Origin of the sequence: Streptomyces sediminimaris (assembly GCF_047049295.1) — a bacterium.
In the GTDB taxonomy this organism is placed as follows: Bacteria; Actinomycetota; Actinomycetes; order Streptomycetales; family Streptomycetaceae; genus Streptomyces; species Streptomyces sediminimaris.
Window position 1 is genome coordinate 7,525,215 of record NZ_JBJWOT010000001.1, and the last position, 12,587, is coordinate 7,537,801.

At 73.3% G+C, this 12,587-nt stretch carries 12 protein-coding genes and 1 pseudogene; 8 read left to right on the forward strand and 5 right to left on the reverse strand.

The annotated features are described in order from the left end of the window. The first annotated feature begins 12 nt into the window (after positions 1–12). Genes ACJ9NR_RS34465 through ACJ9NR_RS34475 form a run of 3 tightly spaced genes read left to right on the forward strand, consistent with a single transcriptional unit; the run spans position 13 to position 3,720 of the window. Positions 13–1,062: a LacI family DNA-binding transcriptional regulator gene (locus tag ACJ9NR_RS34465; RefSeq protein ID WP_412490746.1), complete on the forward strand. Its 1,050-nt coding sequence runs from the start codon at positions 13–15 to the stop codon at positions 1,060–1,062. A 15-nt stretch (positions 1,063–1,077) separates the two neighbouring features. Further along, on the forward strand, positions 1,078–2,256 hold the full coding sequence (locus ACJ9NR_RS34470; RefSeq protein WP_412490745.1) for a 4-hydroxybenzoate 3-monooxygenase: 1,179 nt from the start codon (positions 1,078–1,080) through the stop codon (positions 2,254–2,256). A 27-nt stretch (positions 2,257–2,283) separates the two neighbouring features. Beyond that, the gene (locus tag ACJ9NR_RS34475; RefSeq protein ID WP_412491830.1) at positions 2,284–3,720 is read left to right on the forward strand and encodes an aldehyde dehydrogenase family protein; all 1,437 of its coding nucleotides are present in this window, start codon (positions 2,284–2,286) and stop codon (positions 3,718–3,720) included. 57 nt (positions 3,721–3,777) lie between these two features. Here ACJ9NR_RS34475 and trxA read toward each other — a convergent pair whose 3' ends face one another. Next, positions 3,778–4,164: a thioredoxin gene (gene trxA, locus ACJ9NR_RS34480; RefSeq protein WP_412490744.1), complete on the reverse strand. Its 387-nt coding sequence runs from the start codon at positions 4,162–4,164 to the stop codon at positions 3,778–3,780. 120 nt (positions 4,165–4,284) lie between these two features. Here trxA and ACJ9NR_RS34485 point away from each other — a divergent pair, with 120 nt between their 5' ends. Beyond that, positions 4,285–5,718: a dihydrolipoyl dehydrogenase family protein gene (locus ACJ9NR_RS34485; RefSeq protein WP_412490743.1), complete on the forward strand. Its 1,434-nt coding sequence runs from the start codon at positions 4,285–4,287 to the stop codon at positions 5,716–5,718. 71 nt (positions 5,719–5,789) lie between these two features. Here ACJ9NR_RS34485 and ACJ9NR_RS34490 read toward each other — a convergent pair whose 3' ends face one another. The 4 genes and pseudogenes from ACJ9NR_RS34490 to ACJ9NR_RS34505 all read right to left on the reverse strand — a co-directional run. Continuing rightward, entirely contained in the window at positions 5,790–6,434 is a 645-nt protein-coding gene (locus ACJ9NR_RS34490; protein WP_412490742.1) for a peptide deformylase, read from the reverse strand. A 262-nt stretch (positions 6,435–6,696) separates the two neighbouring features. Beyond that, on the reverse strand, positions 6,697–7,044 hold the full coding sequence (locus ACJ9NR_RS34495; RefSeq protein ID WP_412490741.1) for a tetratricopeptide repeat protein: 348 nt from the start codon (positions 7,042–7,044) through the stop codon (positions 6,697–6,699). A gap of 70 nt (positions 7,045–7,114) precedes the next feature. Then, a complete protein-coding gene (locus ACJ9NR_RS34500; protein WP_412490740.1) occupies positions 7,115–7,576 on the reverse strand; it encodes a MarR family transcriptional regulator in 462 nt (153 codons plus the stop codon). A gap of 167 nt (positions 7,577–7,743) precedes the next feature. After that, a pseudogene (locus ACJ9NR_RS34505) lies at positions 7,744–8,199 on the reverse strand (MarR family winged helix-turn-helix transcriptional regulator); the annotation flags it as partial. A 108-nt stretch (positions 8,200–8,307) separates the two neighbouring features. Between ACJ9NR_RS34505 and ACJ9NR_RS34510 the strand changes: the two are divergent. The 4 genes from ACJ9NR_RS34510 to ACJ9NR_RS34525 all read left to right on the forward strand — a co-directional run bounded on the left by ACJ9NR_RS34510 (position 8,308) and on the right by ACJ9NR_RS34525 (position 12,583). Further along, positions 8,308–9,273, forward strand: a complete 966-nt coding sequence (locus ACJ9NR_RS34510) for a pirin family protein (RefSeq protein WP_412490739.1) — start codon at positions 8,308–8,310, stop codon at positions 9,271–9,273. A 162-nt stretch (positions 9,274–9,435) separates the two neighbouring features. Next, positions 9,436–10,749, forward strand: coding sequence for a competence protein CoiA family protein (locus tag ACJ9NR_RS34515; protein WP_412490738.1), 1,314 nt, complete (start codon positions 9,436–9,438; stop codon positions 10,747–10,749). A gap of 164 nt (positions 10,750–10,913) precedes the next feature. Continuing rightward, on the forward strand, positions 10,914–11,603 hold the full coding sequence (locus ACJ9NR_RS34520; protein WP_412490737.1) for a helix-turn-helix transcriptional regulator: 690 nt from the start codon (positions 10,914–10,916) through the stop codon (positions 11,601–11,603). Continuing rightward, positions 11,600–12,583: a threo-3-hydroxy-L-aspartate ammonia-lyase gene (locus ACJ9NR_RS34525; RefSeq protein ID WP_412490736.1), complete on the forward strand. Its 984-nt coding sequence runs from the start codon at positions 11,600–11,602 to the stop codon at positions 12,581–12,583. The genes ACJ9NR_RS34520 and ACJ9NR_RS34525 overlap by 4 nt, the downstream gene beginning before the upstream one ends. The last annotated feature ends 4 nt before the right edge of the window (positions 12,584–12,587 follow it).

Here is a 12,587-nt window from a genome sequence, read left to right on the forward strand (position 1 = left end):
GGCTCTGCGAAGATGCCGTACGTCATGGTGCAGATACCGAAAACGCCCGCGCACTCCTCGTCCACGGCGCGCTCCGTGCCCACCAGCGCGGATGTGGCCCGCCTGGCCGGCGTCTCGCGCGCGACCGTCTCCTACGTACTGAACAACACCAGCGCCGTACGGATCAGCGAGCCCACACGCCGCCGGGTCCAAGAGGCCGCCGAGGAACTCGGCTACGTGCCGCACGCCGCCGCCCGCAGCCTGCGCGCCGGGCACAGCCGCATGGTCCTGATGCCCGCCCCCAGCTTCCCGGTCGGCCCCCTCTACAGCCAGTTCATCAGCGAGCTGCAATGGGCGCTCGGCCGGCTCGACTACACCGTCGTGCAGTACGGCTCCGTCGGCCTGCACGGCGACGAGGCCGCCCGTGCCTGGGCCGAACTGCGGCCGGTCGCCGTCCTGGTGCCCGGCGCGGGCCACCTCAGCCCGCAGGGCGTCACCGTGCTCAAGCGCTCGGGGGCCCGCGCCGTCGTCACCCTCGGCGCCGAGTCGGTCGACGGCGCCCACGCCCTGCTCATGGACCACGAGACCGTCGGCCACTGCGCCGCCGGGCACCTCTTCGACCGTGGCCGGCGCCGCATCGGGGCCGTCGCGCCCCGGGAGAACGGCCTGGAGTCCTTCGCCCTGCCCCGCCTGGAAGGCGTGCGCCGGGCCCTGCGGGGCACCGACGCCACCGTCACCGAACTGCCCCTGGCCTACGAGGAGGAGTCCGCCGCACGGCTCGCCGCCCGCTGGCCCGCCCTCGACCTGGACGCCGTGTTCGCGTACAACGACGAGTACGCGATGCTGCTGATGCGGGCGCTGCAGGACGCCGGCGTACGCATCCCGGAGGACGTGGCCCTCATCGGCGCCGACGACCTCATGCTCGGCCGGCTGCTGCGGCCCCGGCTGAGCACGGTCCACATCGAGCTGCCGTCCGGCCGCGACCTCGCCGAACTGGTCGACCGCGCGGTGCGCGACCCCGGCGCCGCGCCGGAGACGCACAAGGTGCTGGGAGCCACGGTGATCCACCGCGACTCCAGCTGAACCGAGGAGGCGCGCATGCGCACGACGGTCGCCATCATCGGAGGCGGCCCCGCCGGGCTGCTCCTGGCGCGGCTGCTGCACCGTACCGGCATGGACTGCGTGGTGCTGGAGGCCCGGACCCGGGAGTACGTCGAGCGGCGCCAGCGCGCCGGAATGCTCGAACAGGGCACGGTCGACGCCCTGCACGAGGCCGGCGCCGCCGAGCGGCTGACCGCCGAGGGCCTGGTCCACCAGGGCATCGAGCTGCGCTTCGACCGGGAACGCCACCACATCGACTTTCCCGCCCTCACCGGCGGCCGTACCGTCACCGTCTACGCCCAGACCGAGATCGTGAAGGACCTCGTCGCGCTCCAACTGGCCGACGGGCCACCGCTGTTGTTCGAGGCCGAGGCCATGGCGGTCGAGAAGCCGGACCGCGGCTCACCCGTCGTCCGCTTCCGGCACGAGGGCCGCGAGCAGGCCCTCGCCTGCGACTGGGTGGTGGGCTGCGACGGCTTCCACGGGATCGCCCGCGACACCTTCCCCGAACGCCTCGGCCGGACGTACGAACGCGACTACCCCTACTCCTGGCTCGGCGTGCTCGCCGACGTGGCGCCCTCCGGCGAGGAACTGATCTACGCGCGCGGGGAGGGCGGCTTCGCCCTGCACAGCATGCGCTCCCCGCACGTCTCCCGCCTCTATCTGCAGGTCCCCAACGGCACCGACGCCGACGACTGGAGCGAGGACCGCATCTGGGACGAGCTCGCCGCCCGCTTCGCCATCGACGCCGACTGGACCCTGCGCCGCGGCCCGATCACCGCCAAGTCCGTGACCCCGATGCGCAGTTTCGTCCACGAACCGATGCGCCACGGCCGGCTGCTGCTGGCCGGCGACGCGGCCCACATCGTGCCGCCGACCGGCGCGAAGGGCCTCAACCTCGCCGTCTCCGACGTCCGCGTCCTCGCCCGCGCCTTCGCCGAACTGCACCGCACCGGGTCGGAGCGGCTCCTGGACGCCTACTCGGACATCTGCCTGGCGCGCGTGTGGCAGGCGACCCGCTTCTCCTACGACATGACTAAGATGTTGCATGCTCAACCAGATGGGGACGCGTTCGAGGACCGTCTGCAGCTCGCACGCCTGCGCCGGATCGCCGCGTCCCGCCACGCGGCCGCCGAACTGGCCGCGAACTACACGGGACTTCCGCTCATGGTGTGAGTCCCGGTGACGAAACGGAGAGCCGTCATGCCGCTGCTCGACCCGAAGACCTGGCAACCCCGTCCCCTGTCGGGGCCCGAGTACGCCGTCACCGAGCCCGCCACCGGGGACACGCTCGCCACCGTCGGCCTCGCCTCCGCCGAGGACGTCGGCACCGCGGCCGAGGCCGCCGGCGCCGCCCAGTCCGAGTGGGCGCGCGTGCCGCACTTCGTCCGCGCCGGGGTCCTGCGCAAGGCCGGCGACCTGTTCGCGGCACACGCCGGCGAACTGCGGGAGTGGATCGTGCGCGAGTCGGGCTCCATCCCGGGCAAGGCCGACTTCGAACTGCACGTCGCCGCCCAGGAGTGCTACGAGGCCGCCGCCCTCGCCTCCCGCCCGGCCGGTCAGGTCCTGCCCACCGAGGCGCCGAGGCTGTCGTACACCCGCAGGGTCCCGGTGGGCGTGGTGGGCGTCATCGCCCCGTTCAACGCCCCGCTGATCCTCTCGATCCGCTCGGTCGCCCCGGCCCTCGCCCTCGGCAACGCCGTCGTCCTCAAGCCGGACCCGCGCACCGCGGTCTGCGGCGGACTCTCCCTCGCCGCGGTCTTCGCCGAGGCCGGCCTGCCCGAGGACCTGCTGCGGGTGCTGCCCGGCGGCGCGGACGTCGGGCAGGCGCTGGTCGCCGACCCGCGGGTGCCCGTCATCTCCTTCACCGGTTCCACCGCCGCGGGCCGCGCGGTCGGCGAGGCGGGCGGCCGCCACCTCAAGCGCGTCCACCTGGAACTCGGCGGCAACTCCGCCCTCGTGGTCCTGGAGGACGCCGACCTCGACGCGGTGATCTCGACGGCCGCCTGGGGCTCGTTCTTCCACCAGGGCCAGATCTGCATGACGACCGGCCGCCACCTGGTCCACCGGTCGATCTACGAGGAGTACGTCGAGCGCCTCGCGGCCAAGGCCGACTCGCTCGCGGTGGGCGACCCGCACCGCGAACAGGTCCACCTGGGCCCCATCATCGACGAGGCCCAGCTCACCAAGATCGACGGTCTGGTACGGGCCAGCGCGTCCCACGGCGCCCGGGTGGCCGCGGGCGGCACCCACGACAAGCTGTTCTACCGGCCCACGGTCGTCGCCGGCGCCGACGACTCCAGCCCCGCCTACGCCGAGGAGGTCTTCGGCCCGGTCGCGCCCGTCCGTCCCTTCGGCACCGCGGACGAGGCGGCGGCCCTGGCGGCACACGGCGAGTACGGCCTCTCGCTCGGCATCGTCACCCGTGACACGGCCCGCGGACTCGACCTCGCCGAGCGCATCCCGACCGGCATCGTCCACATCAACGACCAGACGGTCAACGACGAGGCCGTGGCTCCCTTCGGCGGCGTCGCGGCGTCGGGCACCGGCGCCCGCTTCGGCGGTGAGGCCAACCTGGAGGCCTTCACCGACGTGCGCTGGACGACGGTGCGCGGGGACGTGGCGCAGTACCCCTTCTAGGTCCCGTCCCCTTCCGGGCCGGGTCCCTTTCCGGGAGTCACCCGGTTCCCTCCGGGGTCACTGGCCGTTCTGCTCGGCCTGGGCCTGCTGGTCCGCCACGGCCTTGCGGACCTCGTCCATGTCCAGCTTGCGGGCCTGCCCGATGACGTCCGCCAGGGCGGCCTCGGGCAGCGCGCCCGGCTGCGCGAACACGGCGACCTGGTCACGGACGATCATCAGCGTCGGGATCGATTGGATACCGAAGGCCGCGGCCAGCTCCGGCTGCGCCTCGGTGTCGATCTTTCCGAACACCAGGTCGGGGTTCTCCTCGGCCGCCTTCTCGTACACCGGCGCGAACTGGCGGCACGGCCCGCACCAGGACGCCCAGAAGTCGATCAGGACGAACTCGTTGTCCGTGACCGTCTGGTCGAAGTTCTCCTTGGTGAGCTCCACGGTGCTGCTCATTGCGCGATTCCCTCTTCCTGCTGTCGGGGCGAAGCCGTCGGCACAACGCGGCCGACCTGTCACGTATTCCGCGCCCCTACCCGTGTGGCCTGAGCGCACACCACCCACCAGACTGACCCCATGACGGAAACGGAAACCTTCGCGTACGACGTCGTGGTGCTCGGGGCCGGGCCCGTGGGGGAGAACGTGGCCGACCGCACCCGTGCGGCCGGCCTGTCCACCGCGGTCGTGGAGAGCGAACTGGTCGGCGGCGAGTGCTCGTACTGGGCCTGCATCCCCAGCAAAGCCCTGCTGCGCCCGGTCATCGCCCGAGCGGACGCCAGGCGGGTACCCGGCCTGCGCCAGTCGGTACAGGGCCCCCTCGACGCCGCCGCGGTCCTCGCCCACCGCAACTACTACACATCCGACTGGCACGACGAGGGCGCGGCCGGGTGGCTGGACGGCATCGGCGCCGACCTGTACCGCGGCCACGGCCGACTGGACGGCGCCCGCACCGTGACCGTCACCGGCCGGGACGGCGGCCGCAAGGTGCTCACCGCGCGGCACGCGGTCGCCGTGTGCACCGGCACCGACGCCGTGCTGCCCGACCTGCCGGGCCTCGCCGACGTCAAGCCGTGGACCAGCCGGGACGCCACCAGCGCGCAGGAGGTGCCCGGCCGTCTCGTGGTGGTCGGCGGGGGAGTGGTCGCCACCGAGATGGCCACCGCCTGGCAGGCCCTCGGTTCGCAGGTCACCGTCCTGGTCCGCGGCAAGGGCCTGCTGAACCGCATGGAGCCGTTCGCCGGAGAACTGGTCGCCGAGGCGCTCACCGAGGCCGGCGCGGACGTGCGCACCGGCACGTCGGTGGAGTCGGTCACCCGCGAGAACGGCACCGTCGTGGTCGTCACCGACCAGGGCGAGCGCATCGAGGCCGACGAGATCCTCTTCGCCACCGGCCGCAAGCCGCGCACCGGCGACATCGGCCTGGACACCGTCGGCCTGGAACCGGGCAGCTGGCTCGCGGTCGACGACAGCCTCCGGGTGAGCGGCGAGGACTGGCTGTACGCGTGCGGTGACGTCAACCACCGCGCGCTCCTGACCCACCAGGGCAAGTACCAGGCCCGTATCGCCGGCGCCGCCATCGCCGCCCGGGCCTCCGGCGTGCCGATCCTGGAGTCGGACCCCTGGGGCGCCCACGCGGCCACCGCCGACCACCACGCCGTCCCCCAGGTCGTCTTCACCGACCCGGAGGCGGCGGCCGTGGGCCTCTCCCTCGCGGAGGCGGAACAGGCCGGCCACCGGGTGCGCGCCGTGGACGTCGACATGACCTCCGCGTCCGGCGCGGGCCTGTACGCCGACGGCTACCGCGGCCGCGCCCGCATGATCGTGGACCTGAACGAGGAGATCCTGCGCGGCGTCACCTTCGTCGGCCCGGGCGTCGGGGAGCTCATCCACTCCGCGACCGTCGCGGTCGCCGGCCAGGTCCCGATCAGCCGGCTGTGGCACGCGGTCCCGTCGTTCCCGACGATCAGTGAGGTGTGGCTGCGGCTGCTGGAGTCCTACCGCGACAACTGACCTACCTGTCAGGGGAGTTCAGCGCACCCCGGCACGGGCGACCGTGCCGGGGTGCGCCCGCCCCGGGCCGCTCAGGGCAGCGGGAACCCGAGCGCCCGCGCCGCCTCCCGCGGCGTCGGCTGCGTCCACCGCTCGGCCACCGCCTCGTTCGAGGCCAGCGAGCGCGGCTCCGCACGGTCCAGGTACAGCGTCCCGTCGAGGTGGTCCGTCTCGTGCTGGACGATCCGCGCGGGCCAGCCGGCGAACACCTCGTCCAGCGCGCGGCCGTGCTCGTCCTGGCCGGTCAGCCGCACCTCGGCGGGCCGGGCCACCACCGCCTGCCAGCCCGGCACGCTCAGGCAGCCCTCGAAGAAGGCCGCCCGCCGCGCGCCGACGGGCTCGTACGACGGGTTGACCAGCACCCGGAACGGCTGCGGCACCCGGCCGCGGGCCAGCCGTACCTCCTCCGGCACCGGCGCCGGGTCCTCGATCACCGCGATCCGCAGCTCCACACCGACCTGTGGCGCGGCGAGACCCACGCCGGGAGCGGCGCGCATGGTGACGCGCAGGGCGTCGACGAAGCGGGCCAGCAGCGCCGCGTCGAGCTGGCCGTCGAAGCGCTCGGTGCCCTGCCGCAGCACCGGGTGGCCCGCGGCGACGATGGGCAGCGGGCCGTCGACGGCGAGGAGTTCCTCGATCCGCTCGGCAAGGGGCGCTCGGTCACGGGGAGTTGCCATCGGCCCAGGATGCCACGGCCTCCCGGACGGGCGTCGCACCGTACGACACGGGCCGCAAGCGGCCGGGTAGGCGGCGCCTTCCGGCGGGGCGGCGGGGAGGTACGGAGGTAGGGAGTTACGGAGTGCTGCCGGGCCGGGCAGGCGGCCGGCCGGGGCCTCGGCGGTACGACCGGGGCCGGGCCCGGGTTCCGTGGTGGAACCGGGCCCGGCCGTGTCGCCGTACGCTGCCGCCGGGGCTCGTCCGGACGTCTGCGGACGTCGCTCAGCCCTGCGCGAAGTCACCCGCGAGCGCCGAGGCGACGCGCAGGTGCGAATCGGCCTCCTCCTGCCGCCCCTGCCGCTCGAGGGTGCGGCCGAGCATCAGCCGGGCGTAGTGCTCCACCGGGTCACGCTCCACGATCACGCGCAACTCGCTCTCCGCTCGGCGCAGTTGGGCCGAGTGGTAGTAGGCGCGCGCCAGCAGCAGCCGCGGTCCTGTCCGCTCCGGCACCTCCTCGACCAGCCCGCTCAGCACGCGCGCCGCGGCGGCGTAGTCCTTGGCGTCGAAGAACATCCGCGCGCGCTCCCAGCGCTCCGCCGGTGTCCCGTGGTCGTAGTACGTCGTGTCCACTCGTGACCTCCTTCGGTGTCTGCAACCATGAGCAGTGGTTGAACATTCCACCAAATGCGGGAGGGGAGGGTCAGGCGGCCTTCGCGGCCAGTTCGGCGTTGGCCCGCTCGGTCACCAGGGCCAGCACGCGGCCGGTGGCCGCCAGGTCCTCGGCCGGGATCCCGCCCCAGATCCGGGCCGAGATCTCCGCGCTCTCGCCGCTCACCGCGGTGTGGAACTCCCGGCCGGCGTCCGTGATCCGGACCTCGGATGCCTCGCATCCCCCGGATCCCCCGGCCGTGAGGAGCCCCTTGGAGATCAGTTCCGCCACGACGCCCCGCACCTCGGCCGGGTCGGCCTTGAGCGAGCCGGTGACCTGCTCGACGAGTGCCTCGCGCTCCAACGGCGCCTCGGCGACGGCGACGAGCCGGAGGGTGATCTGCTGCTGGAAGGTGACGCCGTGCCGGGCCAGGACGCTCTCCAGGGCCGCCCGGGCGGCGTAGTGGGCCAGGCCGAGCGCGCGGGCGTCGGCGGCGGGTGCGGTGCTGCTCATGACTGCTCCTTGTCGTCCGGGTCGTCCGGGTGATCCGGGTCTTCCCGGTCGTCCGGGTCGTGGTTGCCGCCCGGGCCACGGCTGCCGTCCGGGCCACGGCTGCCGTCCGGGTCGTGGTTGCCGTCCGGGCCGCGGTGGCCGGGCGGATCCGGTGCCGCGCCGGTGCCGGAGGGGTCGAGCGGTGCCTCGAGCAGGGCCGCCAGGTCGCGGGTGAAGTCCTGTGCCCGCGCGCTGTCCGGGCCGCCGAGGGGCGCGAGCAGCTGCCGCAGCAGGCCCTGGACGATCTCGATGGCGCGCCCGGTGACCTCGTGTCCCCGCTCGGTGAGGGCCAGCTGCACGGCGCGGGGGTCCCGGGGGTCCCGGGCGCGCTCCAGCAGGCCGGCCGTCTCCAGGGCGCGGGCCAGTTTGGAGACGTAGAGCGGTTCGAGGCCGGTGTGGTCGGCGAGGCGGCGCTGACTGGGGCGCTCACCGGTGCGCCGCATGCCGTACAGCGAGGCCAGCAGCGAGTACTGCGCGTGCGTGAGGCCGAGCGGGGCCACCGCCCGGTCGACGGCCACCCGCCACTTCATCGACAGCCGCCACACCAGGAAGCCGGGTGTCGCCTTCTCGGGCCCTTGACTCATGACGGATACAGTACATGGCTATGATAGTCATGGCTACTGTTTTTCGGCGGAGGACACCGCCCGTGCGACGGACTGACGCGACCCCCCTGGCGGGGCTAGGTTGGCGCCATGAGCAATCTTGATCGCGAGGCGGTTCCCGCCCTGTGCGGAGGCCGCGGGTTCGTGGTGGCGGAGCCCGTGCGTGAACTCCTCAGCCCTCGCCGCGTCAAGCTCGGCGAGTCCACCGAAGTCCGCAGGCTGCTGCCCAACCTGGGCCGCCGCATGGTCGGTGCCTGGTGCTTCGTCGATCACTACGGTCCCGACGACATCGCCGACGAGCCCGGCATGCAGGTGCCGCCGCACCCGCACATGGGCCTGCAGACGGTGAGCTGGCTGCACGAGGGCGAGGTGCTGCACCGCGACTCCACCGGCAGCCTGCAGACCATCCGCCCCCGCGAGCTGGGCCTCATGACCTCCGGCCGGGCCATCAGCCACTCCGAGGAGAGCCCCCGGCCGCACGCCCGCTTCCTGCACGGCGCCCAGCTCTGGGTCGCCCTCCCGGACGGCCACCGGCACACCGACCCGCACTTCGAGCACCACGCCGAACTGCCAGTCATCACGGCCCCCGGCCTCGCGGGCACGCTGATCCTCGGCGACCTGGACGGCGCGCGGTCGCCCGGCACCGCCTACACCCCGATCGTCGGCGCCGACCTGGCCCTGGCGAGCGGGGCGGACGTACGGCTGCCGCTGGAGCGGGACTTCGAGTACGCCGTGCTGTCGATGTCCGGCGAGGCCCACGTCGACGGCGTGCCGATGCTGCCGGGCTCGATGCTCTACCTCGGCTGCGGCCGCACCGGACTCCCGCTGCGCGCCGAGTCGGACGCCGCGCTGATGCTCCTGGGCGGTGAGCCGTTCGAGGAGGAACTGATCATGTTCTGGAACTGGATCGGCCGCACCCAGCAGGAGATCGAGCAGGCGCGCACGGACTGGATGACGGGCACCCGCTTCGGCGAGGTGAAGGGCTACGACGGCGCTCCGCTGCCGGCGCCGGAACTGCCGCCGGTGCCGTTGCGGCCGCGGGGAAGGGTGCGTTGACGCCCGCGTGAATCCAACGGTCTTTCTTTCCGCGCGCTGTTCGTGAGCGGTCTTCGTCCACGGGAGTCCACGAGCCGTTCGTGATCGCGGAAATGCGGTCCGGAACGCACTTCGGCGATCAAGGAAACGCCGATTGTCAGTGGTGCGTCCTACTCTCGCCATATGACCTACAGCGTCTGGCACAGGGGCCTCGGCATCACGCTCGATCTGACCGAGGCGGATCTCGGGCACCCCGAATACCCGCGGCTGCTCGACGAGATCTACGGCAATTACCAGCCCGACCTTCTCTACTGCCTCGAGGCCCATGAGGACGAAGGGCTCGTCTGCCCCGGCTTCATGGCCATCCGCAAGGTCAACGGAAGGCCGCACGCGATGCATGTGGCAAAAGGGGAACGGCCCGAGACAAAGGCCGAGAGCGATCTCCACAAGGCGCTGCGGGATTACACCGCCGAGGTCGCCTCGGGAGAGGGTTTCCGTGTGACGCGGACGGAGGAGGGCGAACATGGAAAACGGCGCACGGACGTGACGGTGGAAGGCGCCGACGAACAGCGGCTCGCTTATGAAATACAGCTCGCGGCGATAGCCGGCGGCTCCGTGGACGAGCGCACCCGCACCGCCCGCCGCGCGGGACTCACCCCGCTGTGGCTCGTCAACAACGAGAACGCGATTCCCATCGACCGGGCGCCCTGGGCCCGGCTGAACGTGCAGAGCTGGCGCGACGTCACCGACCGGGCGGCCCTCCCGGTGCGCGGCGGGGTCAAGCACCTGCACATGTCCCGCTGCGACTGGGGCAACCCGGTCCCGTGCCCGCAGCAGGGCGCCGGCCGCTGCGGCGGCAGGCACGCGCTGTGGGAGCCGGTGCGGGGGCTGTACTACGACGACGTCATCCGCCGTACGGCCACCGGCGAGCTCGTCTCCCTCTACCTGCCCCGCCCGGCGGGCCGCCGCGGCTGGCACATGTGGGTCACCCCGGCGGACAAGGCGGAGTTCCTCGGGGGCCGCCCCGAACCCGTGCCGGGCGGGTCGACGGCGCCCGGGCCCGGCCCGGACGGCCCGGCGGCGGGCGTGCGGACCGAGCTCACCCGGGCGCGCGACGACGAGCGGCCCATCGACGCCTCGCTGTGGCACACCGAGCCGGGCCCCTCGGCGTTCTCCCGGCCCTTCACGGTGGGGGAGTTCGTCATCCCGGGAGACCTCGTGGCGGCGCGGCGGACCTTCACGCGGGCACTGGAGCACTGCGAGGACATCGCCGCCCGCCTGCCCAGCGGCGCCGACATCGCGGCGGGCCGCACCGAGATCTCCGGCGAGCAGCGGGAGCGCCTGGCGGACGCGCGCGAGCGCTGCCGGCGGCTGGCCGAGGAGATGCACACCCACCCCTGGTGGGAGACGGTCGGTGACCGGCACGCGGCACGGGAGGCGCTGACGTACGCGGCCAGTCATGACTCCGCCTTCCAGGCCCGTGACTCCGCCTTCTAGGCCCGGACGTACCGACCGGGCCATGGGGTCCTCCCGGCTTTCGGTGTCCGTCCGGGCTCTCGTCTCGCTGTCCGTCCGGACTTTCGGGCCGTGCGGGTTTCCGGGCCGTCCGGGCTTTCGATCTGGACCATGTGTCCAGAGGCTGGACGTGTAGTCTGAGCGGCATGGCTGCCGAGCGATCCCAGGACACCGAGCGCGACGCGATCCTGTCCGCGCTGCGCCCTGTCGTCGACGGGATCGTGGCGACGTTCGGGGCGATGTGCGAGGTCGTCCTGCACGACTACCGGCGGCCGGAGAAGTCGGTGGTCGCCGTGGCCGGTTCGGTGACGGGGCGGGCCGTGGGCGGGGCGATGAGCGAGATCGGCATGCGCGTCCTCGCCCGCGGCGACGAAGCCGCCGACGACCTGAACTACGTCACCCGCACCGGGTCCGGACAGCTGGTCAAGTCGTCCACGATGGTGCTGCGCGACTCCGCCGGGGCGGTCTTCGGCGCTCTGTGCGTCAACGTCGACGTCACCGCGGTGAACCAGGCCGAGGCACTGCTCGGCGCGCTGGCCGGCCCTCCGCCCGCCTCCGCCGAACCGCCGGTCACCGCCTTCGGCAACGACATCGACTCCGTCGTGGACGCCATCCTCGACGCCCACCGGCTCGGGCAGACCCAGACCTGGGCCGGACTCGGCCGCACCGAGCGCCTGGAGCTGTTCCGCAGCCTCGACGAGCACGGCGTGTTCGCCGTGCGCCGCGCGGTCGAGCAGGTCGCCGCCCGGCTCGGCATCTCCCGTGCCTCCGCCTACAGCTATCTCTCCCAGGCCCGCGCCGCCACCGACCCGACCACCAACGAAGGACACGCGTGACGACCACCACCTCACCGGTCACCCTCGACTCCGTCCGCGACGCCGCCGCCAGGCTCAAGGGCATCGCACACCGCACCCCGGTGCTGCACTCGCGGACCCTCGACGCGCTCGTCGGCGCTAAGGTCTTCCTCAAGTGCGAGAACTTCCAGCGCGTGGGTGCCTTCAAGTTCCGCGGCGCCTACAACGCCGCCTCCCGGCTCAGCCCCGAGCAGCTGTCCCGGGGCATCGCTGCCTACTCCTCCGGCAACCACGCCCAGGCCGTCGCCCTGTCCGCCCGTGAACTCGGCACCACCGCGGTCATCGTCATGCCCGAGGACACCCCGCGATCCAAGCGCGAGGCCACCCTCGGCTACGGCGCCGAGGTCGTCACCTACGACCGCTACACCGAGGACCGCGTCGCGGTCGGCGAGGCCCTGGCCGCCGAGCGCGGCCTCGCCCTCATCCCGCCGTACGAGCACCCGCACGTACTGGCGGGACAGGGCACCGCGGCCCTGGAACTCCTCGAGGAGACCGGCGAGCTGGACGCGCTGGTGGTGCCCGTCGGCGGCGGGGGACTGATCGCGGGCACCGCCACGGCCGCCAAGGGACTGCACCCCGGGATCCGGGTGCTCGGCGTCGAGCCGGAGGCCGGGGACGACACCAGGCGGTCCCTGGAGGCGGGGCGGCGCGTCACCATCCCCGTGCCGCGCACCATCGCCGACGGGCAGGCGGCCGAGACACCCGGTGAGCTGACCTTCTCGGTCAACCGCAGGCTCGTCGACGGCATCGCGCTCGTCTCCGACGACGAGATCCGGGACGCCATGCGGTTCGCGTTCGAGCGGCTGAAGATCGTCATCGAGCCGAGCGGGGCCACCCCGCTGGCCGCGCTGCTCGCCGGGCGGGTGGACGCGCTGCCGCCGCGGGTCGGTGTCGTCATCTCCGGCGGCAACGTGGACGCGGAGCGGTTCGCCCAGCTGTGCGGCCGGGCGACGCGTTCGTGAGCGG

Excerpts from the sequence above, each read along its gene's own strand:
- ACJ9NR_RS34465 (WP_412490746.1), top strand. The coding sequence starts at position 13 with ATGCCGTACGTCATGGTGCAGATACCGAAAACGCCCGCGCACTCCTCG.
- ACJ9NR_RS34470 (WP_412490745.1), top strand. The coding sequence starts at position 1,078 with ATGCGCACGACGGTCGCCATCATCGGAGGCGGCCCCGCCGGGCTGCTC.
- ACJ9NR_RS34475 (WP_412491830.1), top strand. The coding sequence starts at position 2,284 with ATGCCGCTGCTCGACCCGAAGACCTGGCAACCCCGTCCCCTGTCGGGG.
- trxA (WP_412490744.1), bottom strand. The coding sequence starts at position 4,164 with ATGAGCAGCACCGTGGAGCTCACCAAGGAGAACTTCGACCAGACGGTC.
- ACJ9NR_RS34485 (WP_412490743.1), top strand. The coding sequence starts at position 4,285 with ATGACGGAAACGGAAACCTTCGCGTACGACGTCGTGGTGCTCGGGGCC.
- ACJ9NR_RS34490 (WP_412490742.1), bottom strand. The coding sequence starts at position 6,434 with ATGGCAACTCCCCGTGACCGAGCGCCCCTTGCCGAGCGGATCGAGGAA.
- ACJ9NR_RS34500 (WP_412490740.1), bottom strand. The coding sequence starts at position 7,576 with ATGAGCAGCACCGCACCCGCCGCCGACGCCCGCGCGCTCGGCCTGGCC.
- ACJ9NR_RS34510 (WP_412490739.1), top strand. The coding sequence starts at position 8,308 with ATGAGCAATCTTGATCGCGAGGCGGTTCCCGCCCTGTGCGGAGGCCGC.
- ACJ9NR_RS34515 (WP_412490738.1), top strand. The coding sequence starts at position 9,436 with ATGACCTACAGCGTCTGGCACAGGGGCCTCGGCATCACGCTCGATCTG.
- ACJ9NR_RS34520 (WP_412490737.1), top strand. The coding sequence starts at position 10,914 with ATGGCTGCCGAGCGATCCCAGGACACCGAGCGCGACGCGATCCTGTCC.